The sequence below is a fragment of the Nocardiopsis sp. NPDC058789 genome (assembly GCF_042745575.1).
Classification (GTDB): domain Bacteria; phylum Actinomycetota; class Actinomycetes; order Streptosporangiales; family Streptosporangiaceae; genus Nocardiopsis; species Nocardiopsis eucommiae.
The window spans coordinates 393,883-415,521 of the sequence record NZ_JBHYOW010000004.1 but is presented as its reverse complement, the minus strand read 5'-3'; the positions used below and the strand labels follow the sequence as shown (position 1 = coordinate 415,521).

Below are 21,639 nucleotides of genomic sequence, written 5' to 3'. Positions count from 1 at the left end.
CAAGTAGGACTCCCCAGAGAGAAGGTTCGGACATGCACAAGAAGCTCGCCCTCATCGGGCTTCCCCTGGTGTTGCTCCTCAGCGCGTGCGGTGGCAGCGACCCCTACGAGGAGGACGGCGGCGGAGGCGCCGCGTCGGGCGCGGTGGTCATCGGTTCGGCCGACTTCCCCGAGAGCACCCTGCTCGCGGAGCTGTACGGCCGGGCCATGGCGGCCGAGGGCGTGGAGGTCGACTACCAGCTCAACATCGGCAGCCGCGAGGTGTACTACTCGCAGATCGAGTCGGGCAACCTCTCCGTCTTCCCCGAGTACAACGGCGCCACCCTGGCCTACCTCGACGACGAGGCGCCCAGCGCCGACGCCGAGGAGACCAACGCCCTGGTCGAGGAGGCCCTGCCGGAGGGGCTGGAGATCCTGGACTCCTCCAGCGCGGAGAACAAGGACTCGGTCACCGTGACGAGAGAGGTGGCCGAGGAGCACGACCTGGCCAGCCTCGCGGACCTGGCCGAGGTGGCCGACCAGCTCGTGCTGGGCGGACCGCCCGAGTTCGAGACCCGCCACCAGGGCGTGGTGGGACTGGAGTCGGTCTACGGGATCGAGTTCTCCGAGTTCCGCTCGCTGGAGGTCGCCCTCCTGACCAAGGCGCTGGAGGACGGCGACATCCAGGCGGCCAACCTGTTCACGACCGACCCGCAGATCGCGGTGGAGGACCTCGTGGTCCTGGAGGACCCGGAGAACCTCTTCGGATCGCAGAACATCACGCCGCTCATCAACGGCGAGCAGGTCGACGACACGGCGCGTGACGCCCTCAACGCCGTCTCCGCGGCGCTGACCACGGAGGAGCTCACCCAGCTCAACGAGCGCGTCGTGATCGACAACGAGAACGCCGCCGACGTCGCCCAGGAGTGGCTGGAGGAGCAGGGCCTGGTCTGACCGCCCGCACGACAGGGGCCCCGGAACCGCATCACGGTTCCGGGGCCCCTCGCACGTCCCGGCGGAATCACCCCAGGGAGTGGTACCGGCCGTCCCAGCGGACCATCGCCGGACCGCGCCGCTCCGCGCCCACCTCGGGCAGGCCCACCACGTCCGCGAAGAACACCGTGTGGTCACCGACCTCCACCCGCTGGCGCACCGAGCACTCCAGCGCCGCCAGGGAGTCGTCCAGCACGATCGCCCCGGTGTGCGCGCCCCGGTGGTGGGACAGGCCCGACACCAGGTGCCGGGCGCTGGGGCGGCCCTCGGCGGCGAACCGCCCCGCCACGGCGCGCTGGTCGGCGGCGAGCACGCTCACCGCGAACGCGCCGACCTCACCCACGACCTCGGCAACGTAGCCCTCCCCGGCCACGCTCAACATCACCACCGGCGGATCCGTGGATATCGACACCAGGGCACTCACCGTCGCCCCGATGTCGTCGCGGCCGTCCGCGACGGTCACCACGGTCACACCGGTCGGCAGCAGCGCCATCGCCTCCAGGTAGGCGCCGCCCGGAACGCTCAACGGATCTCCCACGAGCCGGGCATGCTCAGCGGACCGGAGGCGGGCAGCCCCAACCGGGCGGCCAGGTGCTCCAGCGGCCCCCAGGCGCTCAGCACCGTCTGCGGCTCGGCGGAGGCCACGTCCTCGCTGGACTCGTGCTGACGGAGCCGGTCCAGCGGGTGCGCGCGCGGGAAGACACGGACCGGGAGCGCCCCGGACCCGGCCTTGGCGCGGGCCAGCCGCACCGCCGTCTCGACCCCGCCCAGCTCGTCGACCAGACCGTTCTCCAGGGCGTCCGCGCCGGTCCAGATCCGGCCCTTGGCCACCGCGTGGATCTCGTCCCAGGTGCGGCCCCGGGCGGCGGCGGCCTTCGCCACGAAGTCCTCGTAGATGGTGTCCAGCAGCGTGTTGATGCGCTCCCACTCGGAGTCGCTGAACCCGTTCAGGGTGTCGAACATGCCCGCGTGCGGACCCTCGCTCACAGAGTCGGAGGTGATCCCGAACCGCTCCCGGAGTGCGCCCAGGACCGGCTTGCCGATCAGGACGCCGATGGATCCGGTGATGGTGGCGGGCTGCGCCACGATCGCGTCCGACCCCAGCGCGACGTAGTAGCCGCCCGACCCCGCGACGTCGCCCATGCTCGTGATGACCGGCTTGCCGGCCTCACGGGTCAGCTGGCTCTCCCTGCGGATCAGGTCCGAGGCGATGGCCGAACCCCCGGGGCTGTCCACCCGGAACACCACGGCCCGGACCCGGGGGTCCTGGCGGGCGGCGCGGAAGGCGGCGCAGACGGTGTCCGAGCCCATCACGGTGCCGCCCAGCGGGGAGCGGCGGCTCTTGCCCAGGTTGATGCCGCCGTTGGCGGAGATGAGGGCGATGTGGTCGCCGTTGTCCGCGAACCGGGGCCGGGGCGGCGGGACGTGCTTGCGGTGGTAGCGGGTGACGAACTGGAGGGCGGGCTCGGGGGAGTCCTCGCCCTTCCGGGCGCGCACCTCGGCGTTCAGCTCCGCGTACACCTCGTCGCGGTAGGCGAGCTGGTCGACCAGCCCGGCCTCCAACGCCTCCTGGCCGAGGATCGGCGCGGTCGCGACCAGCTCCCGGACCCGCTCCTCGGTGAGCCCGCGGCTCTTGGCGACCGCAGTGACGATCTGGTCGTTCATGGACTCGACGAGGCGTCCGGCCGCCTCGCGGTGGGCGTCGGTGTACTGCGTCTGGGTGTACGGGTTGATCGCGTTCTTGTACTCGTGCCGGGCCCCGGCCTCGAACTTCACGTCGAGCCGGTCCAGAGCGCCCTTGAGGAACGTGGTGCGCGACATCAGGCCGCTCAGCCCCACCAGGCCGGTGGGGGACAGGACCACTCGGGAGAACGCGGTGGCCAGGTAGTACGGCAGGTTGCCGTCACCGGCCTCCCCGAAGGTGTCCGCCCAGGCCACGGCGGGCTTGCCGGTGGCACGGAAGTCGGCGACGGTGTCGCGCAGCTCCTGGATCTTCGCGATTCCCAGGGAACGGGCGTCCACCCGCACGACGAGACCGCCCACCTCGGGGTCGCGGGCACCTCTGCGAATGCCCTCGAGCACCTCCAGGTAGTGCTGCTTGCGCCTGTTCATGATCTGGCTGAGGGGGTCGCCCGGCGCCTCGTCGGCGACACCCTCCGTGAGGTCCAGCTCCAGGACCAACGGGCCCTTGGGCTGGGGGCCGAACCGGTTGAGGGACAAGGGATCAGTGATCTTCGCGAGGTCCACCATGGACCCAGAGTAGTGCGGGAGGTGGTCCGGCGCGGAGGGTGTGTCGAGGGCGCTATGGTCGACTGTGCTCCGATCTGTCAGACACGAGGTCGGGGACCGTACGAGAAGGGCGGAACGTACCATGGCGGGCACGACGAACCTGGTTCGGCACCGGCAGGGGGTCGGTCGCGTCGCGGCGGTCGCCGCGGCGTCCCTGCTGGCGCTCACCGCCTGCGGTTCCGACGAGGCCTCCGGCGGGATCGAACTGGAGCGCGGCGAGAGCGGCATGATGCCCGCCATCGAACCGCCCGGCCCGGAGGGCTTCGACACCGCCGACGTGATGGGCGTGGCGATCGAGACCCCCGAGGAGTGGGAGGTCCAGAACGACGGCTCCCAGCTGTGCATGACCCCGCCCGGACAGAGCTCCTGCGCCTACGGCTCGATCCAGCTCGTCCCCAAACAGGCCGACAAGCACCCGCAGAGCTGGCCCAAGAAGGACGACGCCTTCCACGACGACGACGGCTGGGCGGACGACACCGACAGCTGCCGCAGCCTCAACACCGCCGCCTCGGGCAACATCGGGGTCGAGGGCGCGACCCTCACCACCGGGCCCGGCAACGTCTTCGAGCACGCGGACGGGCTCAAGTCCCACCACTCGCTGTGGACCGTCACCTGCGACAACGACGACACCTTCGAGGTGCGTATGTGGTTCCTGCCCGAGAGCGACGTGCTCCTCTACGTGTGGTCCGTGGACGCCCAGTACAGCGCCGTCTACGACGAGATCGCCGCGTCGATGGACACCACGGAGTACCGGAACGGGTAGGGGTGGGGGCGTACCTCTTGCACTGTGCCTGCTGAGACCCGGGCTCTAGGGCGCTCGAACGGGCACACCCTTGCGGCGGAGGGGTGCGGGGGGACTCATGCCTGTGGTTGGGGTTCAGACGTGTTTTCTTTGGGCCTCCGCTTCGCTTCGGCCCGGGTTCGGCGCCTTTGCAGAGCTGTTCTTCATCCTCGTCTGCGCCTGGCTCGTTCCTCGCTGGCGGCTTGACTCGTCTTGCAGAACACTCTCCGGCGCTCGAACGGGCACCCCCCAGCGGCGAGGCGTGCGGGCAGCAATCAGGCTTGTGGCGGAGGCTGACGGCTCAGCTCCTGCTGAGGCACGGGCTCTCCGGCGCTCGAACGGGCACCCCCTTGCGGCGAGGCGTGTGGGCAGCATTCAGGCTTGTGGCGGAGGCTGGCGGCTCAGCTCCTGCTGAGGCCCGGGCTCTCCGGCGCTCGAACGGGGCACCCCCTTGCGGCGAGGCGTGTGGGTGGGACTCATGCCTGTGGCGAGGGTGCGAGGTCAGGGCTCACACCTGTGGTTGAGGTGCGGGGTGGGGCTCACCGCTGTGCCCGGGATCTGGAGGGGCTCGGGGGCCGGTTCCGTGCTCCGTGGAGGGGGCTGGGTTTCCGCCCGTGGATTGCCCGAATCGTGTGTCCCGGAAGGGGTCCGAGGACATAGGGTCGTGTTCGGTGAAGCAGTCAACGGAACTTGATGGGGTGCATGCGCTGGTGACCACCATGGGAACGGCGGGACGGGTCGAGCAGTACACGCTGGACAACGGACTGCGTCTGGTGACGGCTCCGGCCTCCACCGGCCAGGTCGCCTCGGTCAACCTCTGGTACGGGGTCGGGTCTCGGCACGAGGTGACCGGCCGCACCGGGTTCGCGCACCTGTTCGAGCACCTGATGTTCCAGGGCAGCGGCAACGTCACCAAGGGCGAGCACTTCGACGTGGTCGAGCGGCTGGGCGGCGACATCAACGCCTCCACCTCGACGGACCGCACCAACTACTTCGAGACGGTGCCCACGCACGCCCTCGACACCGTCCTGTGGCTGGAGTCGGACCGGCTGGCGACCCTGCGCGACGGCATGACCCAGGAGGTCCTGGACAACCAGCGCGACGTCGTCAAGAACGAGCGCCGCCAGCGTTACGACAACCAGCCCTACGGCACGGCCCTGGAGCGCATCCTGCGCCTGGCCTACCCCGAGGGCCACCCCTACCACCACTCCACGATCGGCTCCATGGCCGACCTGGACGCCGCCGACCTGGACTACGTCAAGTCGTTCCACAAGGCGCACTACGGCCCGGACAACTGCGTGCTGACCATCGTCAGCGACCTGGCGTCCGAGGACGTCCTGGCCAGGGTCGAGAAGTACTTCGGCGGTATCCCCGCACGCGAGGAGATCCCCGAGACCCCCGACCCCGCGCTGCACGCCCCCCTGGGCGGCCCCGTGCGGGACGCCGTCACGGAGACCGTCCCGGCCGCCGGGGTGTTCATCGGCTTCCGCGTCCCCTCCTACGGCGAACGCGGCCACGACGCCGCCCAGCTGGCCGCCGCCGTCCTCGGACAGGGCCAGGGCAGCCGCCTGTACCGTTCGCTGGTCGTGGACCGTCCGATCGCCGCCGACGACGGCGGCGGCTCCGCCGACATCCTGCCCTTCCGCTACACCGACAGCCTCCTGCTGGTGAACATGCTGGCCCGCGAGGGGGTGGAGGGCGACGTCCTGGAGCAGGCCATCCGCGAGGAGGTCGCCAAGCTCGGCAACGGGATCACCGACGAGGAGCTCGACCGGGCCCGCGCCGTCCTGGAGCGCGAACACCTGCACTCCATCGCCAGCCCCTCCGGCCTGGCCGACACCATCGGCAGCTGCACCCAGCTGCTCGGCGACCCCGAGCTCGCCTTCACCTGGCCCGAGCGCTGGGCGGACATCACCGCCGAGGAGGTCCGCGCCGCCGCCGCGAACCTGCTCGTCGACGACAACATGCTGATCGTCCGGTTCGACCCCGAACCGGAGACCGCCGCCGAGACGCTCCAGGCGGAAGCCGAGGCCGACGCCGCGGCCCACGCCCAGCAGGCGTAACCGCCCCGTTCCCGCCCAGCCGCAGAAAGAGCCGCAGAGCATGCAGCAGAACCGCCCGGACCTCGGCGCGCCCGCGTCCTTCACGTTTCCCAAGCCCCGGCGGGTCACCGTCGGCGGCGGCACCATCGTCGCCCTCGACGTGCCCGGCCAGCAGCTGGCCTCCCTCCGCCTCGTGCACCCCTTCGGCGGTGCCGTCGAACCGCTGGACGCCATGGGTGTCAGCGCGCTGACCAGCGAGGCGCTGGAGGACGGCCCCGGTGGCAACAGCTCCCTGGCCCCGGCCCTGGAGCGCCACGGCGCGGAGTGGATCGCGCGCGTCAACTGGGACGGCTTCATCACCGGCCTCGACGCGCCCACCAACCGCCTCGGTGAGGCCGTCCACCTGTTCGCGGACGCCGTGCGTCGTCCGGCCCTCAACCCCGACGACGTCGTACGCCGCCGTGAGCAGCTGCTGGAGCGCTTCTGGCTGGACGCCTCCTCCGCCTCCACGCTGGCCATGCGCAGCCTCGGCGGCCAGCTGTTCACCGGCCGTTACGCCACGCCGCTCGCTGGCGGCCCGGTCAAGCTGGCTAACATCACCCCCGAGACCGTCGCGCGCTTCCACGCGGACTCGATCGCCTCGGTCGCCGGAACCCTCGTGGTCGTCGGCGACCTCGCCAACGTGGACCTGGAGGAGCTGGGCCGGATCGTGTTCGGCGACGCCGCGCGCGCGCCCGAGCGCCAGACCACCGAGCCCGCCCCGCCGCCCGGCGACCAGCCGCGCGTGCTCATCGTGGACCGGCCCGGCTCCGTGCAGTCGGCCCTGGTCATCGCCCACCGCGCCCCCTCGCGTTCGCAGGTGGACCTGCCGCGCGCCGAGGGCATCGGGGAGATCCTGGGCGGGATGTTCACCTCCCGCCTCAACATGGAGCTGCGTGAGCGCCTGGGCTACACCTACGGCGCCGGGAGCCGCTTCGACCTGCGCCGCGACAGCGGCGTGTTCTTCATGAGCACGCAGGTCGAGGCAGGGACCACCGCGCACTCGGTCACCTCCTCGCTGGAGCAGGTGAACAAGCTGCGCGACCAGGGCGTCACCGAGGACGAGCTGTCCACGGTCCGCGAGTCCAACACGGTGGGCCTGCCGGTCACCTACTCCACGGCCCGTGCCATGGCCGGAGCGCTGGTCGACATGGTCGTGCACGACCTTCCCGACGACAACGTGGACCGCATCCGCGCCGGGTACGAGAAGCTCACCGCCGAGGACCTGAACACCGCGGCCGTCGAGTACCTTCGTCCTGAGGAAGCCGTCGTGGTGGTGGTCGGTGACGCCGACAGCCTGCGCGAACCGCTGGCCAAGACCGGTGTCGGTCCGGTCGAGGTGCGCACGCCCGAGTCCCTCTGGAGCTGATCGTCCGACTCCTCCCGCGCGGGCACGCGCGCACGCACGTGCACGTGCGTGCCGCCCGGGTCAAGGATCGGAGGGGGAGAGCCTCGTCACGGTATGCGCGGCTCTCCCTCGGACATAACGAAACCGAACCTATGTGTCAGCCATCAGACAACCAGCGGCGTGGCCCCGGCGTCATCCTGGTATAACGAGTGATCCGTGCACCTAAGTGGTGACAGCGACCGCAATGCTCCGCAGGAGGCCACCATGGCCGGTGAATGGACCCGTGGATAACCGTGTCCTCCCTAGAAGACCCGCACACCCAGCGGCCCCAGACGTCGCCCGACTCCGCGCGTCCCGAGGCGGCCGTGGCTGAGCCGGAGGGCGGTGGTCGGCTGCTCAAGGGTCGCTACCAGCTCACCTCCGAGATCGCGCGCGGCGGTGTCGGCACCGTCTGGCGCGCCACCGACCTGGTCATCAAGCGGGAGGTGGCGGTCAAGGAGCTCCGCCTGCCCTCGGACCTGAGTCGCAACGAACGCGAGTCGCTGGTCCAGCGCACCACGCGGGAGGCCAGGGTCGCCGGGCGCCTGGTGCACCCCAGCCTCGTCACCGTCCTCGACGTCGTGGACGAGGACGAGCGGCCGTGGATCGTCATGGAGCTGCTGGAGGCCTCCACCCTGGAGGAGATCATCCAGGTCGGTGGCCCGCTGCCCTACCAGCGCGTGGCCGAGATAGGGCTCCAGCTGATCGACGCGCTCAAGGTGGCGCACAACGAGGGCATCGTCCACCGCGACGTCAAGCCCGACAACGTCATGATCAGCGAGGCGGGCCGGGTGGTGCTGACCGACTTCGGCCTGGCCGCCTGGAACGGCGAGTCCGCGCTGAGCGCCTCCGGACGCATCATCGGTTCGCCCGCCTACATCCCGCCGGAGCGCGCCAAGGCAGGTCCGGTGGGCCCGGAGTCCGACATCTGGTCCCTGGGCGCGACCCTGTACGCGGCGGTCGAGGGCTACCCGCCCTACGACCGCAAGGGCTACATCAAGATCCTCCGTCAGGAGCCGTTGGACGAGCCCAAAGAGGCCACCAACGCCGGTCCGCTCGCCCCGGTGCTCGCGGGGATGCTGCGGGTCGAGCCGGGTGAGCGGCTGAGCGCGGAGAACGCCGCCAAGATGCTGCGGATCGCGGCCCTGGCCCCGTGGGCGCCCGAGCGCACCGACGCGGAACGGACCGCTGAGGCCGCCGCCGGAGGTGAGGACTCCGCCGAACCGGAGGAGCGTGAGTCGGCGCGGGAGCACTTCCGCGCGGGCGCGCACGTGCTGGCCGAGTCCATCAGCGAGCGGCTGCGCAACAGCCCCGAGGCGGTGAACTCGATCATGCTGTCGATCCGCGAGTCCACGGAGACGCTGGGCCTGACCAAGTCGGGCAAGCACTCGGAGCGCAGCCACCTGACCGTGGCCGCCGGTGTGGTCCTGGGCGTGGTCGCCCTGCTGGCCCTGGTCGTGTGGGCGCTCTTCGGCCTGTGACCACCGCACACACGAAGAGGCGCGCGAACGGGTTCGCGCGCCTCTGGTCGTTCCTGGGTCCCACGGGCCCCGCCGAGGGGACGCCGGGGGGAGTGGGGCCGGCGGGATTCGAACCCGCACTGTACAGCACCTAAAGCTGCCGTCTCCTGCCGTTGGACTACGGCCCCGACGGGGTCACTCTACCGGGATCGGGGACTCGACCGGCCGTCCGGGGCCCGTGGCCTCCGGACGGCCGGTCGGCGGACTCAGACGCCCAGTTCCTTCTTGACGCGGTCCACGTGGCCGGTCGCCTTCACGTTGTAGAAGGCCTTGGTCACCTTGCCGTCGGCACCCACGATGACGGTGGAGCGGATGACGCCCTGGACGACGCGGCCGTAGTTCTTCTTCTCGCCGAAGGCGCCGTAGGCGCGGAGGGTGTCCTTGTCCGGGTCGCCGACCAGGGTGAAGGTCAGGCTCTCCTGCTCCCTGAACCGGGCCAGCTTCTCGGAGGTGTCCGGGGAGACGCCCAGGACGGTGAACCCGGCGGCGGCGAACTCCGCGATGTTGTCACGGAAGTCGCAGGCCTGCGTGGTGCACCCGGGAGTCATGGCGGCCGGGTAGAAGTACAGGACGACGCTCTTGCCGGTGTCGGCCAGGACCTTGCTCAGGGTGACGGGCTGGCCGTCGGCGTCGCTGAGGGTGAAGTCGGGTGCCTGGTCGCCGGGCTCAAGGCGGATGGGGTCGCTCACGTTGTGTCTTCCTGTCTGCTGCTGGCGGACCGCGTGCGACGGTCCGCGTCGTTTCACGCCTCACAGTACGAGATCCGCCTGAGCGCCGGGAGGGCCGGTTCGTCGGCGCTGGTCGTCCGGGCGGATGATCTTCGGTTGCGATTCCGGTTCGGTTCATCCGCTTTGGGATCGACCAACGGTTCGATCACCTATTGTTGAGCCTGTGCTATAGGTTGGTCGTCCTCTGGGACATGGCGCAGCGTGCGCGGGTCGCCCGTGACCCGATGGTGTGTCCGACGGCCACGGACCGGGACACATCCGCTTCGCTTTGGGAGTAGTTCGTCACGATGCCTGGATACACACTCGACGAGGTCAGGGCTCGTACCCTCAAGGAACGCGACTCCTGGTTGACGGTGTACCTGGTCGACCCGATCGCGGTCCGGCTCGTGCGACTCCTCGCCAACCGGACGGCCGTCACCCCCAACCAGCTGACCGTCGTCGCCCTCTTCCTCGGTCTGGGCGCGGCCGTGTGCTTCGCGTTCGGCTACTGGCAGCTCCTGCTCCTGGGAGCGCTGCTCTACTACGCCTGCTTCCTCGTGGACTGCACGGACGGCAAGCTGGCCCGCCTCACCGGCTCGGAGTCGCTCTTCGGAGCCTGGATGGACTACGTCTCGGACCGGTTCCGGGTCCTGGTGTGCGTGGTCGCCCTCATGGGCGGCCAGTTCCGGGAGACCGGCCACGTGGCGTTCGTCTGGCTGGCGCTGGCCGTGGTCTTCCTGGACATGCTGCGCTACCTGAACGCCCTCCAGGTGTACAAGGTCCGCCGTGAGATGCGCTCGCACCTGGCGGCGGCCCTGGAGCGGGCCCGCGCCACCCTGTCCATGCTGGAGCCGGAGCGCGACGCCACCGGCGACGCGACGGGTGGCGGCGGCCGCACCATGAGCGACGGCGGCGAGCAGGCGGTGCTGCGGCACGGCATCGGAGTCCTGGAGCAGATCCTGCGCAGCCAGAACGAGCGGGAGGCGCGCAACCAGCGGACCGCCGGGAAGCAGCCGGACCTGACACTGCCCAAGGTGGACCTGCACCAGGAGTTCCGTACGCGTTTCCCCTGGTACCAGCGCTTCTGGGCGGCGCTCAACGCTCGTCGGGTCCGGACCCACCTGGTGGGCGGGATCGAGTTCCAGATGGCGGTCTTCGTGGTGGCGCCGGTCGCCGCGGTGGTCTTCGGGCCGCCGGTGATCGGCTGGATCACCGCGTTCGTGGGCGTTTTGCTGCTCGCCTTCGAGATCGCCATCATCTATAAACTGTGGTTGTCCACGCGGGACTTCTTCCGCGTGGTCGACGGAATCGATGGCGCGCTGAGATTCTCCGGTCCGTTCGACGGCGCGGAGGAACAGGGTCGGGACACCGGCTCGGACTCGGACTCTCAGACAACCGTGCGCTAGTGAAGAGAGGCACCCCATGACGGGACACGAGACCGAACCGCGCCAGACCCCCGCCGAACTCCAGGCCGAGATCACCCGAGAGCAGCGTCGGCTGGCGGAGACGCTGGACGAGCTCAGCGTGCAGGCCCGACCGGCCAACATCGCCCGGCGGCAGATCGACCGGGCCAAGGACCGGGGGACCCGGATCTTCGACGAGGCGCGTGCGCTCGTGTTCGGCGGCGGCGCCGTGCGAGTGGAGAGCCGCCTGGTGCACCCCGAGGAGGGCAGCATCGTGGTCAAGGGCGACGACAAGGTGGTGACCACCTACCAGTCGCGCGGCCAGCTGCCCCCGGAGGCGCTCATCCTCATGGCCGGGGTGGGTACGGTCGTCGCGGTGGGCGTCGTCGCCTGGGCGGTCCGCCGCAGGAGGAAGTAGCCGCGTCCGGGCCGTTCCCGGACCGCACCGAACGTGAGGACGGGGCCCGCGCGAACTCTCGCGCGGGCCCCGTCGTCGTGTGGTGCGCCGTCGTCCGGGCGCGGGATCAGAGGAAGGTCCGGCCCTCGCCCCGGTAGGTGGGGACGGCTCCCTCGTAGGTCCCGGTGTCGGAGTCGACGAGGTGCAGGGTGTCGAAGCGTTCGCACAGCTCCCCGGCCTTGGCGTGGCGCATCCACACGCGGTCACCGACACGGAGCTCGCGCGCGGCCTCACCGATCAGCGGGGTCTGCACCTCCCCGGCTCCCTCCGTGGGGCTGTAGGAGAGCCCCGACGGCAGATGGGGGACCGGGGGACGGTGGGCGTCGGCCGGGCCGGAGGCCGGGTAGCCGCCGCCCAGGACGGTGGCCACGTTCGGCGCGGGTCGGCGGACGACGGGCAGGGCGAACAGGGCGGCGGGACGGCCCCGGAACGCCCGGTACTGGTCGAACAGGTGCGGTTGGTAGAGGCCCGACCCGGCGGCCAGCTCGGTCACCGCGCGTTCGCGCCCGGTGGTGTGGAGGCTGCCGGTGCCGCCGCCGTTGACGAAACGGGGCACGGCGACGCCGCGGACGGCACGGGTGATCGCGGCTCTTCGTCTGGCCAGTTCGACGGCGGAGCGGCGCTGGACGGCGCGCAGGACCCGCCCGTACAGGGGACGGCCGGGGGGCGCGTCGCCCACTCCCGCGATCTGCCCCTCGTAGGCCATGATCCCGTCCAGTTCCAGCTCGGGGCGGCGCACGACGGCGCGGGCCAGCGCGGCGGCCTGCGCGGGGGTGCGGACGGGGGACCGGTAGGCGCCCACGCGCAGGCCGGAGCCGAGCGGCTGCCAGCTGGTGTCGATGTCCAGGCAGACCCGGATCGGGGGCGCGTCGGGAGCGCGGTCGGCCCGTGCCGCCGCGTCGCGGATGAGGTCGAGGTGGGCGGTGTCGTCGACCATCAGGGTGATGACGCGGGCGGCGGCCGGTGAGGAGGCGAGTTCGGCCAGGGCGTCGGTGTCCGCCGTGGGGTAGGCGACGAGGATGTCGTCGCTGAGCGGTTCGGTGTCGCCGGTGGCCAGCCAGAGCGCCTCCGGGAGGGTGAAGGCCATGACGCCCTCGTACCCGGGCAGGCCGAGGACGGTGCGCAGGAGTGCCCTGGAGCGTACGGACTTGCTCGCCACCCGGATGGGACGGCCGTGGGCGCGGCGGGTCAGGTCGGCGGCGTTGGCGCGGAAGGCGGCCAGGTCGACCATGGCGAAGGGGGCCTGGATGTCGCGCGTCGCGGCCTCGTACTTCTCACGCAGTCTCGTCATGTTCCCGAGGATGCCAGAACATGAATGAGCTTCATATTGTCCGGAGGGCCCGATTTCGTGCTTTTCCGGTCAGGAGCGGTGACGCGGGATACCCGGAGGGCGGCCCCGTGGGTGCCACACGCTGGATATCCTGGGGCGTCACGGCTGATCAGCCGGTCGACCCCGGGAGTTGTTTCCTTTCATGAACGAGCGCGAGTACGTCCTGACCCTCTCCTGCCCCGACAGCCGGGGTATCGTCGCGGCGGTGGCCAACCTGTTGGCCGACCACGGGTGCAACATCACCGAGAGTCAGCAGTACGGCGACCACTTCAGCGGTCGCTTCTTCCTCCGGACCCAGTTCGTGGCGGAGGCGGGGCCCGCGGGCGCGGTCAGCGAGGACGCCCTGCGCGGGGCCTTCGCGTCCCTGGCCGGTGGGTTCGGCGGCGGCGACGGCGGCTCGTTCGTGGAGTGGGACCTCCAGGCGCGGGACGTGCGCCCGCGCATGATCGTCATGGTGTCGCGGTTCGGGCACTGCCTCAACGATCTCCTGTACCGCCAGCGCAGCGGCCTGCTGGACATCGACATCGCGGCGGTGGTCTCGAACCACCCCGACCTGGAGTTCCTGGCCGACTCCTACGGCGTGGACTTCCACCACCTGCCCGTCACCCCCGAGAACAAGGGTGAGCAGGAGGGCCGGGTCCTGGAGCTGGTCGACTCCTACGACGTGGACCTGGTGGTGCTGGCCCGCTACATGCAGGTGCTCTCCGAGCAGCTGTGCACCAAGATGTCCGGGCGCATCATCAACATCCACCACTCCTTCCTCCCCAGCTTCAAGGGCGCCCGGCCCTACCACCAGGCGCACGCGCGCGGGGTGAAGCTGATCGGCGCCACCGCCCACTACGTCACGGCCGACCTGGACGAGGGCCCGATCATCGAGCAGGAGGTCTCCCGGGTCGACCACACCCACAGCCCGGAGCAGCTCACCGCGATCGGCCGGGACCTGGAGTCCGTGGCCCTGGCGCGCGCCGTGAACTGGCACGCCCAGCGACGGGTCCTGCTCAACGGGGACAAGACGGTGATCTTCGGCTAGGAGCCGCCGCCCGGCCCGGCGGCGTGGCGGCGCGACACGATTTCGGACGCAGGGGTGCCTACGGGCGCCCCTGACGTTTTTCCAGCCCAGCCGGGGTTCCGGAAGTGGTTTTGGGGCAAGGATGGTGACACCGTTACCCTTCTGACCTGCAAATCATGACTCCAAGTGTCTTGTTGGCTACATAGCGTGCGTATAAGGTGTGATGAGGTCGAAACCGTTCCGGTCGTCCCGACCGGGGCGACACGGGTTTCGGACTGACAACCCTGAGCCGTAACGGCTCTGATCAGGGGGACACTCATGGGCAAGCACTTCGACGACGCCGCCGGCAAGGGCAAGGAAGCCCTCGGCAAGGTCACCGGCGACAAGGGCACCGAGGCCGAGGGCAAGTTCGACCAGGCCAAGTCCGGGGCCAAGGACGCCGCCGACAAGGCGAAGGACAAGGCCGAGGACCTCAAGGACAAGGCCGAGGACAAGATCAAGGGCGTCTTCAAGAAGAAGTAGCGGCGTCCAGAACGGCTTTTCGCACTGCGTAGGGGGACCAGTGTCGGACATCAAGACCGAATCCGCGGTACCGAGCGCCCGTGAGTCCAAGGGCGGCCGCGACTCCGATAGCAGGCACGAGCAGGGGCACACCCAGATCGCTGACGGCGTCGTGGCCAAGATCGCCGGTATGGCGGCCCGCGAGATCGGCGGCGTCCACGCCATGGGCGGCGGGGCCGCGCGCGTGGTCGGTGCGGTGCGCGACGCCGTGAGCGGCGGCAGCTCCTCCGGGTCGGTGGCGCAGGGCGTCTCCGTCGAGGTGGGGGAACGCCAGGCCGCCGTCGACATCGACCTGGTCGTCGAGTACGGGGCCGCCATCCAGGACCTCGCCGCCGCGGTACGGCGCAACGTCACCCACGCGGTCGAGCGGATGACGGGCCTGGAGGTCACCGAGATCAACATCCGGGTGGACGACATCCACCTGCCCGGGGACGACGAGTCCGCCGACCGCGGCGACTCCGAGCCCAGGGTCCAGTAGCCGTGGGCGGCGACGACCGGGGCGCGATCGCACGGGCTCTCGCGGAGGGCGCGCTGCGCTTCTCCGACGTGGTGGAACTGTCCTCCGGATCCTTCGGAACCCTGAGCACCGCGGTGCCGGGGGGACGGGTCCGGGGGGTGGCCGTGCGGGACGACCACGTCGAGGTCGGTGTGGTCCTCCGCTACGGGCGACCGCTACCGGAGGTCGCCGCCGAGATCCGCCGGGGCCTGGCCCCGCTGTCCGGCGGCCGCGCCGTCCACGTGTCCGTGGAGGACGTGGTCGCCGGGCTCGGAGACGGCACACGCACCGCCAGCTAGACCTACAAGCAGGGATTAGAGGGGGTAGCCATGTGGCCCATCGTCGGACTGTCCTACGGGACGGTACTCGGGCTCGCTGCGGCGTTCGGCGGGTTCCCCGCCTTCGCGTTGGTACTGGTCCTCGGCCTCGTCGGGTTCGTCGCGGGCCGGGCGATGGAGGGTGAGATCGACCTCGCCGAGATGTTCACACGGCGGTCGGCGTAGACAGGGGTGAGGTCGTGGTCGGGGTTCGCAGTGACACCGTCCCTCGTCAGCGGGGGCACGCCCCCGAGGGGGAGCCCGGGAGGCACACCCGGGTCCGGGACCCCGGAGGCCGCACGGAGATTCCCGGGGCCGCCATCGAGAAGGTGGCGGCCAGGGCCGTCGGGGAGGTCGCCGGGGCACGGGCCGTGCGGTCGAGGGCGGCTCGCGCCAGGGTGAGCGGGGAGATCGTCCTCCTGAGGCTGCGGGTCGGGGTGCGCTACCCGAGGCCCGCCCGCCAGGTGGCCGAAGAGGTGCGCGGCCACGTCAAGGACCGGGTCGAGCGGATCACCGGCAAACAGGTCCACCACATCGACATCGAGATCGCGGAGCTGGTGCGCTGACATGACCACTGTGGAAGAGGCGCTCGCGCGTCCGAGCCAGGGGATCGACCGCCGCGCCAAGCGGGTCGCCGTCCACACGTTCCGACCACGCAGGTCCTGGCCGGCGGTCCTCACCGGGTTGCTGATCCTGGTGGTGGCCGTGGTCGCCGCGGCCGAGGTGATCGCCGCGCTCGCGGGCAATCCGCTGCGGCTGATCCCGGTCGGCCCGGCCACGGACTACGCCGCCGCCACGACCTGGTCCGAACCGTCGGTGCAGATCGCCTCGGCGGTCCTGGCGCTGATCGGGTTGGCCCTGATCGTGGTGGCGCTGGCCCCGGGGCGGAGCCGGTGGACCGCGTTGCGTACCGACGACCCGGCGCTGGTCGTCGGCCTGACCCGGCCCGCGCTGAGGCGGGCGGTGGCGTCCGCCGCTCAGGACGTGAGCGGGGTCGAACACGTGCACGTGGCCGTGCGCGGCAACCGGCTCCGGGTTCACGTGCGCACCGGGATGCGTGACTCGCACGGGCTGCCCGCCGAGGTCACCTCGGCCGTGGAGCACCGGCTGGAGGAGTTGGCGCCGCTGCGCAGCATGCGGATCGCCACGCACGTTCGATACGCGGAGGGTTGACCATGGCGCGGGACAGGTCTCGAAGGTCGGCCCGGGGCAACCGCCTGGGCCTGGTGATCGTGGGAGTCGTCCTGCTGGCGGCGGGCCTCGCGGCCCTGGCCGTCGGACGGGGGCTCCTCGGCGGGGACCTCGCCGCCACCCCGCTGCTCGGGGACCGGACCAACGCGGTGCTCGCCCAGCAGTGGGTGCCCTACGTGGCGGTGGCCGTCGCGTTCGTGGCCGGGTTCCTGGCCCTGCGCTGGCTGATGGTGCAGGGCATGAACGACACTGTGGGCCGTCTGTACCTCGCCCGCGACGAGGCGGGCAACGTGGAGATGCCGGAGAGCGCCGCCCGGGGCGCCCTGGAGCAGGAGGTCGCCGACTATCCCGGGGTGCGTCGGGCCCGTGCCCGCCTCACGGAGTCGGGCGACCACCCCCACCTTCGGCTGGCGCTGACCCTGGAGGACGACGCCGACGTGGCGGGGATCTGGCGGCGCGTCCGCTCGGAGGCCATCACCAACCTGCGCGGCGCCCTCGAACTCGACCAGGTCCCCGCCGTCATCCGGATGTCCATGACCGCTCCGGCCAGGAACCCCCGGCGCAGTCTCGCCTGAGCCACCCCGCGAACGGGAAGGGGGCGGCGCCGGAAGCGCCGCCCCCTTCCGTGTGTGCCGGTCAGTCCAGTGCGGGACTACTTCCTTGAGCCAATACCGAGGTGGACCTGTTTCGATGTTCTGGCTCGATCGGGAGTTATGGGAACGACGTGAGAATGGCCGTGCTTTCCACGAGAATCGGTGGGAGGCCGAAAGCGACGTGGAGGCTGGCGGCCACCTGTGCGCTCATGGGACTCATCGCCAGCTGATGACCGTCGAGACGTTCCCGGGCATCTCGGAAAGCTCCTCCGGGGCGCCGGACCCGTCCGTCGGCACCTTGTACCAGCTGGCGGGACCGCTCTGGGGTTCGTTGCGGAAGAGGACCTCGCCGCCGTCGGGAGAGGGCACGACGTGCGAGTTCACCCCGTCGCCGTCGGGGGACAGCGTCCGATCGACCGGCAGGGGCTCCCACAGGTTCCGTGGGGTGGTGGAGTTCTCCTCCTCGTAGCCCTCGAGGGTGGTCTCGGTGAACTCCAGGACGCTCAGCACCTCGTCGTCGAAGAGCAGGGTGTTGGCGTCGAGGGCCCGGACGGTGCCGCTGGCGTCGACGTCCACCTCGGTGGTGCGGTCCCTGTTGAGGAAGTTGAGGGTCAGGTCGACCACGTCGTCGTCGGCCTGGTCCCCGATGTCGAAGAAGGACAGCCCCAGGTCGTTGTTCTGGACCACCGTCGAGCCGTCGAGGACCACGGCCATCGGTGTGCTCTGGCCGTCGTCGATGGCGGCCCTGTCCAGACCGGGCATGACCGTGAGGTGCTCGCACATCTGCTGGGTGTCGCAGGTGCCGAGGTCGGTGAACTCGCCGTTCTCCAGGTCGAGGGCCCGGACGACGTCCTCGCTCTCACCGGTCTCCGACACGAAGACGATCCTGTCCCGCTCCGGGTCGGCCACGGGGTGCAGGTGGTCGGCCGGGCCCTCGGAGCCGGCGTCCTCGGGGGCGGGGCTGAGCGCCGTGAACGTGCCGTCCTCGGCCATGACCCCGAACCCCGTGACGGCGACGCCGTCGACCCTCTCCGCGAAGGTGCCCAGGACCAGGCCGCGTTCGGGGAAGAGGGACGGCGCGCCCGTGTCGCAGGAGGTCTCCAGGGAGAGGCTCTGCGGTTCCACCGCACGACCGTGGGAGAGGTCGTCGGACTCGGCGTGGACGGCCTCGGCCGTGTCGAAGCGGACGCTGGTGATCTCCCGGGCGTCCTCGGGGGAGCGGAGGGTGAACTCCAGCCAGCCGGGCTGGCACTCCGCGGTGAGGATGCCCGGGGCGGCCAGCGAGCCCGACCCCGTGGACCTCTCGCGGGCGGGACCGCTCTCCTCGGTGTCGGGTGCCTCCGTCTCCTCGGAAGCGCTCTCCCCGGGCTCCGTGGGAGCGGGTTCCTCTGTTCTGAGGAGGCCGCAGCCGGAGAGCACCAGGGCCAGGGCGGCCGCGGGGGCGAGCACTCGGAGGGCGGGGGGAATGGTTCTGGAGGTCACGGCCGAAATCTATACCACGGGTCGTCCGGGCGAATTCCCGGAGCGGGGGGAATGGTGACGGAGACGGTCACGTGTTTCTCGCGGGAGCGCGCCGGAAAGCGGCGGACCGCTGGTGATCCGTGACCCCTCCGGGTGGCCGGAACCGGCCAGGAAGGGGCGAGTCTGGTGGCGAGCGGAGCTCAAGCCACCAGACCCGGGGTGCCGACCGACGAGGGCGAGCGGGTGGGAGCTCGAGCCCGGTCATCGGCCGTGCCCCCCGTACAACCAGGGGATGAACCAGGACATTCCCGGCACTGGCTCAGCACTCGATGACGTTGACGGCGAGGCCGCCTCGGCTGGTCTCCTTGTACTTGTCGTGCATGTCGCGGCCGGTGTCGCGCATGGTCCGGATGACCTTGTCCAGGCTCACGAAGTGGCTGCCGTCGCCGCGAAGGGCCATACGGGTGGCGCTGATCGCCTTGACCGAGGCGAGCGCGTTGCGTTCGATGCAGGGGATCTGCACCAGGCCGCCGATCGGGTCGCAGGTCAGCCCCAGGTTGTGCTCCATCGCGATCTCGGCCGCGTTCTCCACCTGCGCGGGGGAGCCGCCCAGGACCTCGGCCAGACCGGCCGCGGCCATGGAGGAGGCCGAACCCACCTCGCCCTGGCAGCCCACCTCCGCACCGGAGATCGACGCGTTCTGCTTGAACAGGATGCCGATGGCCGCCGCCGTCAGCATGAAGCGGACCACGCCCTCGTCGCCCGCGCCCGGGCTGAAGTGCAGGTAGTAGTGCAGGACCGCCGGGACGATACCGGCGGCGCCGTTGGTCGGCGCGGTCACCACGCGTCCGCCCGCGGCGTTCTCCTCGTTGACCGCCAGCGCGTACAGCGTGATCCAGTCGCTGCCGCGCATCGGGTCCGGGTCCACGTGGGTGGGGGCGAGCAGCCCGTGCTCGTCGCAGTTGCCGCCCAGCTGACGGTAGAGCCGGTGCGCGCGGCGGGGCACCTTCAGGCCCCCGGGCAGGCTGCCCTCGGTGGACACGCCGCGACGCACGCACTGGCGCATCGCCGTCCAGATCTCCAGGAGCTCCTCCCGGATCTGGTCCGGCGTCCGCCCGAAGGCCTGCTCGTTCGCGAGCATCAGCGCGCTGATCGACATGCCGGTCTGCTCGCACAGCTCCAGCAGTTCCTCGGCGGAGGAGAAGGGGTGGGGCAGGACGGTGTCGTCGGCCTTGATCCGGTCGGCGCCCGCGGCCCTCTCGTCCACGACGAAGCCGCCGCCCACCGAGTAGTACACCTTCGCGGCCACCTCGGCGCCGGAGGCGTCCAGCGCCAGGAAACGCATCCCGTTGGGGTGGTCGGGCAGGCTCTCCCTGCGGCGGAAGTCCACGTCTACGGCGGGGTCGAAGTCCACCGCCGGGCCCTCGGGGCCACCCAGGAACAGTCTTCGGTCCGACCGGACCCCCTCCACGAGGCGGGGGACGGCGTCCACGTCGACGCCCTCGGGGGTGTGCCCCATCAGCCCCAGGATCACGGCGGTGTCGCTGCCGTGCCCCTTGCCGGTGAGTGCCAGTGAGCCGTACAGCTCCGCCCGCACGTGGGTCACGCGCGACAGGAGGTCCTCGGAGCGCAGGCCGGACACGAACGTCCGAGCCGCCTTCATCGGACCGACGGTGTGGGAACTCGACGGACCGATACCGATCTTGAACAGGTCGAAGACACTGATGGCCATGGCTGTCCTCCTCGTTGAGCACAGGGGTGGGGCCGTGGTGACCGGCGCCGTGTGGGCCCGCGCGGCCCACACGGCGGGGACTGCTACAGGTTCGGGTAGAGCGGACGCTTGGCGGCCAGAGCGGTGACCCGGTCGCGCAGGGCGGCCTCGTCGAACTCGGGCTTGAGCGCCTCGGCGATGACGTCCGCGACCTCGGCGAAGTCACCCTCGTCGAACCCGCGCGTGGCCAGGGCCGGGGTCCCGATCCGCAGGCCCGAGGTCACCATCGGCGGCCGGGGGTCGTTCGGGACCGCGTTGCGGTTGACCGTGATCCCGACCGAGTGCAGCCGGTCCTCGGCCTCCTGCCCGTTGAGCTGGGAGTCGACCAGGTCGACCAGGACCAGGTGGACGTCGGTGCCGCCGGTCAGGACCTTGACCCCGACCTTGGAGGCGTCCGGCTGGGTGAGCCGCTCCGCGAGGATGCGGGCGCCCGCCACCGTGCGGCGCTGGCGCTCGGCGAACTCCTCGCTCGCCGCGACCTTGAACGAGACCGCCTTGGCCGCGATCACGTGCTCCAGGGGTCCGCCCTGCATGCCGGGGAAGACCGCGGAGTTGATCTTCTTGCCGAGCTCGGCCCTGGACAGGATCATCCCGCCGCGCGGGCCGCCGAGCGTCTTGTGGGTCGTGGTGGTGACCACGTCCGCGAACGGCACCGGGTTGGGGTGCAGTCCGGCCGCGACCAGACCGGCGAAGTGCGCCATGTCCACCATGAGCAGCGCGCCGACCTCGTCGGCGATCTCGCGGAACCTCGCGAAGTCGAGGTGGCGCGGGTAGGCGGACCAGCCCGCCACGATCATCTTCGGCTGGTGCTCCCTGGCCAGGGCGGCGACCTCGTCGTAGTCGACGGTGCCGTCCTCGTCGCGCACGTGGTAGGCCACGGCGCTGAGGATCTTGCCGGAGTAGTTGATCCGCATGCCGTGGGTCAGGTGACCGCCGTGGGCCAGGTCCAGGCCCAGGATGGTGTCACCCGGCTTGAGCAGCGCGAAGTACACGGCCGTGTTGGCCTGCGCGCCCGAGTGCGGCTGCACGTTGGCGTGCTCGGCGCCGAACAGCTCCTTGGCGCGGTCGATCGCCAGCTGCTCGACGACGTCGACGTGCTCGCAGCCGCCGTAGTAGCGACGGCCGGGGTAGCCCTCGGCGTACTTGTTGGTCAGGACCGTGCCCTGGGCCTCCAGGACCGCCTGGGGGGCGAAGTTCTCGGAGGCGATCATCTCCAGGGTGTCGCGCTGGCGCGCCAGTTCGGCGTCGACGGCGGCCGCGACCTCCGGGTCGAGTTCGCCCAGGGTCTGGTTGAGAAGGTTGTCGCTGGTCATG

General features: G+C 70.9%; 22 protein-coding genes and 1 tRNA gene. 15 read left to right on the top strand and 8 right to left on the bottom strand.

Features of this window, described 5'->3' with window-relative positions; genetic code table 11:
* The first annotated feature begins 32 nt into the window (after nt 1–32).
* Nucleotides 33–932: an ABC transporter substrate-binding protein gene (locus ACFW3L_RS07825; protein WP_378737574.1), complete on the top strand. Its 900-nt coding sequence runs from the start codon at nt 33–35 to the stop codon at nt 930–932.
* Nucleotides 933–999: 67 nt separating this feature from the next.
* On the opposite strand, the gene ACFW3L_RS07820 is transcribed toward ACFW3L_RS07825, so the two are convergent.
* Together ACFW3L_RS07820 and ACFW3L_RS07815 are read right to left on the bottom strand one after the other, a co-directional pair.
* Nucleotides 1,000–1,497, bottom strand: coding sequence for a flavin reductase family protein (locus ACFW3L_RS07820; protein ID WP_378737572.1), 498 nt, complete (start codon nt 1,495–1,497; stop codon nt 1,000–1,002).
* A complete protein-coding gene (locus tag ACFW3L_RS07815; protein WP_378737570.1) occupies nt 1,494–3,221 on the bottom strand; it encodes a S49 family peptidase in 1,728 nt (575 codons plus the stop codon). The genes ACFW3L_RS07820 and ACFW3L_RS07815 overlap by 4 nt, the downstream gene beginning before the upstream one ends.
* Nucleotides 3,222–3,342: 121 nt before the next feature.
* Here ACFW3L_RS07815 and ACFW3L_RS07810 point away from each other — a divergent pair, with 121 nt between their 5' ends.
* The 4 genes from ACFW3L_RS07810 (at nt 3,343) to ACFW3L_RS07795 (ending at nt 8,990) form a co-directional block, all read left to right on the top strand.
* Nucleotides 3,343–4,023, top strand: coding sequence for a hypothetical protein (locus ACFW3L_RS07810; RefSeq protein ID WP_378737568.1), 681 nt, complete (start codon nt 3,343–3,345; stop codon nt 4,021–4,023).
* A 737-nt stretch (nt 4,024–4,760) separates the two neighbouring features.
* Nucleotides 4,761–6,104 (top strand): M16 family metallopeptidase, encoded by a 1,344-nt coding sequence (locus ACFW3L_RS07805; RefSeq protein ID WP_378737642.1) that lies wholly within the window; start codon nt 4,761–4,763, stop codon nt 6,102–6,104.
* A 40-nt stretch (nt 6,105–6,144) separates the two neighbouring features.
* Nucleotides 6,145–7,491 (top strand): M16 family metallopeptidase, encoded by a 1,347-nt coding sequence (locus tag ACFW3L_RS07800; RefSeq protein ID WP_378737566.1) that lies wholly within the window; start codon nt 6,145–6,147, stop codon nt 7,489–7,491.
* 344 nt (nt 7,492–7,835) lie between these two features.
* Nucleotides 7,836–8,990: a serine/threonine-protein kinase gene (locus ACFW3L_RS07795; RefSeq protein ID WP_378737640.1), complete on the top strand. Its 1,155-nt coding sequence runs from the start codon at nt 7,836–7,838 to the stop codon at nt 8,988–8,990.
* A 93-nt stretch (nt 8,991–9,083) separates the two neighbouring features.
* Here the strand turns inward: ACFW3L_RS07795 and ACFW3L_RS07790 are convergent.
* Nucleotides 9,084–9,157 (bottom strand) — tRNA-Leu (locus ACFW3L_RS07790).
* Nucleotides 9,158–9,235: 78 nt separating this feature from the next.
* Nucleotides 9,236–9,718, bottom strand: coding sequence for a thioredoxin-dependent thiol peroxidase (bcp, locus tag ACFW3L_RS07785; protein WP_378737564.1), 483 nt, complete (start codon nt 9,716–9,718; stop codon nt 9,236–9,238).
* 326 nt (nt 9,719–10,044) lie between these two features.
* Between bcp and ACFW3L_RS07780 the strand changes: the two genes are divergently transcribed.
* Together ACFW3L_RS07780 and ACFW3L_RS07775 are read left to right on the top strand one after the other, a co-directional pair.
* Nucleotides 10,045–11,142, top strand: a complete 1,098-nt coding sequence (locus tag ACFW3L_RS07780; protein ID WP_378737562.1) for a CDP-alcohol phosphatidyltransferase family protein — start codon at nt 10,045–10,047, stop codon at nt 11,140–11,142.
* 16 nt (nt 11,143–11,158) lie between these two features.
* Entirely contained in the window at nt 11,159–11,557 is a 399-nt protein-coding gene (locus ACFW3L_RS07775) for a DUF3618 domain-containing protein (RefSeq protein WP_378737560.1), read from the top strand.
* A gap of 106 nt (nt 11,558–11,663) precedes the next feature.
* On the opposite strand, the gene ACFW3L_RS07770 is transcribed toward ACFW3L_RS07775, so the two are convergent.
* A complete protein-coding gene (locus ACFW3L_RS07770) occupies nt 11,664–12,887 on the bottom strand; it encodes an alanine racemase (protein WP_378737558.1) in 1,224 nt (407 codons plus the stop codon).
* Between the two features lie 181 nt (nt 12,888–13,068).
* Here ACFW3L_RS07770 and purU point away from each other — a divergent pair, with 181 nt between their 5' ends.
* From purU to amaP, 8 genes are all read left to right on the top strand, one after another.
* Nucleotides 13,069–13,956 carry a formyltetrahydrofolate deformylase gene (gene purU, locus ACFW3L_RS07765; RefSeq protein ID WP_378737556.1) on the top strand — a complete coding sequence of 296 codons (888 nt, stop codon included), beginning with the start codon at nt 13,069–13,071 and terminating at the stop codon, nt 13,954–13,956.
* 297 nt (nt 13,957–14,253) lie between these two features.
* Nucleotides 14,254–14,457, top strand: coding sequence for a CsbD family protein (locus ACFW3L_RS07760; RefSeq protein ID WP_378737553.1), 204 nt, complete (start codon nt 14,254–14,256; stop codon nt 14,455–14,457).
* Between the two features lie 40 nt (nt 14,458–14,497).
* Nucleotides 14,498–14,974 carry an Asp23/Gls24 family envelope stress response protein gene (locus tag ACFW3L_RS07755; RefSeq protein WP_378737551.1) on the top strand — a complete coding sequence of 159 codons (477 nt, stop codon included), beginning with the start codon at nt 14,498–14,500 and terminating at the stop codon, nt 14,972–14,974.
* A 2-nt stretch (nt 14,975–14,976) separates the two neighbouring features.
* Nucleotides 14,977–15,291, top strand: coding sequence for a hypothetical protein (locus tag ACFW3L_RS07750; RefSeq protein WP_378737549.1), 315 nt, complete (start codon nt 14,977–14,979; stop codon nt 15,289–15,291).
* A gap of 30 nt (nt 15,292–15,321) precedes the next feature.
* Nucleotides 15,322–15,495, top strand: coding sequence for a hypothetical protein (locus tag ACFW3L_RS07745; RefSeq protein WP_017546417.1), 174 nt, complete (start codon nt 15,322–15,324; stop codon nt 15,493–15,495).
* A 14-nt stretch (nt 15,496–15,509) separates the two neighbouring features.
* Nucleotides 15,510–15,875: a hypothetical protein gene (locus tag ACFW3L_RS07740; RefSeq protein WP_378737547.1), complete on the top strand. Its 366-nt coding sequence runs from the start codon at nt 15,510–15,512 to the stop codon at nt 15,873–15,875.
* Between the two features lies 1 nt (nt 15,876).
* On the top strand, nt 15,877–16,482 hold the full coding sequence (locus ACFW3L_RS07735) for a DUF6286 domain-containing protein (protein WP_378737545.1): 606 nt from the start codon (nt 15,877–15,879) through the stop codon (nt 16,480–16,482).
* 2 nt (nt 16,483–16,484) lie between these two features.
* Nucleotides 16,485–17,075 (top strand): alkaline shock response membrane anchor protein AmaP, encoded by a 591-nt coding sequence (amaP, locus tag ACFW3L_RS07730; RefSeq protein WP_378737543.1) that lies wholly within the window; start codon nt 16,485–16,487, stop codon nt 17,073–17,075.
* A gap of 234 nt (nt 17,076–17,309) precedes the next feature.
* Here the strand turns inward: amaP and ACFW3L_RS07725 are convergent, their stop codons facing one another.
* From ACFW3L_RS07725 to glyA, 3 genes are all read right to left on the bottom strand, one after another.
* The gene (locus tag ACFW3L_RS07725) at nt 17,310–18,575 is read right to left on the bottom strand and encodes a hypothetical protein (protein ID WP_378737541.1); all 1,266 of its coding nucleotides are present in this window, start codon (nt 18,573–18,575) and stop codon (nt 17,310–17,312) included.
* A 298-nt stretch (nt 18,576–18,873) separates the two neighbouring features.
* Nucleotides 18,874–20,286 carry an L-serine ammonia-lyase gene (locus ACFW3L_RS07720; RefSeq protein WP_378737539.1) on the bottom strand — a complete coding sequence of 471 codons (1,413 nt, stop codon included), beginning with the start codon at nt 20,284–20,286 and terminating at the stop codon, nt 18,874–18,876.
* An 83-nt stretch (nt 20,287–20,369) separates the two neighbouring features.
* On the bottom strand, nt 20,370–21,638 hold the full coding sequence (glyA, locus tag ACFW3L_RS07715) for a serine hydroxymethyltransferase (protein ID WP_378737537.1): 1,269 nt from the start codon (nt 21,636–21,638) through the stop codon (nt 20,370–20,372).
* Between the last annotated feature and the right edge of the window lies 1 nt (nt 21,639).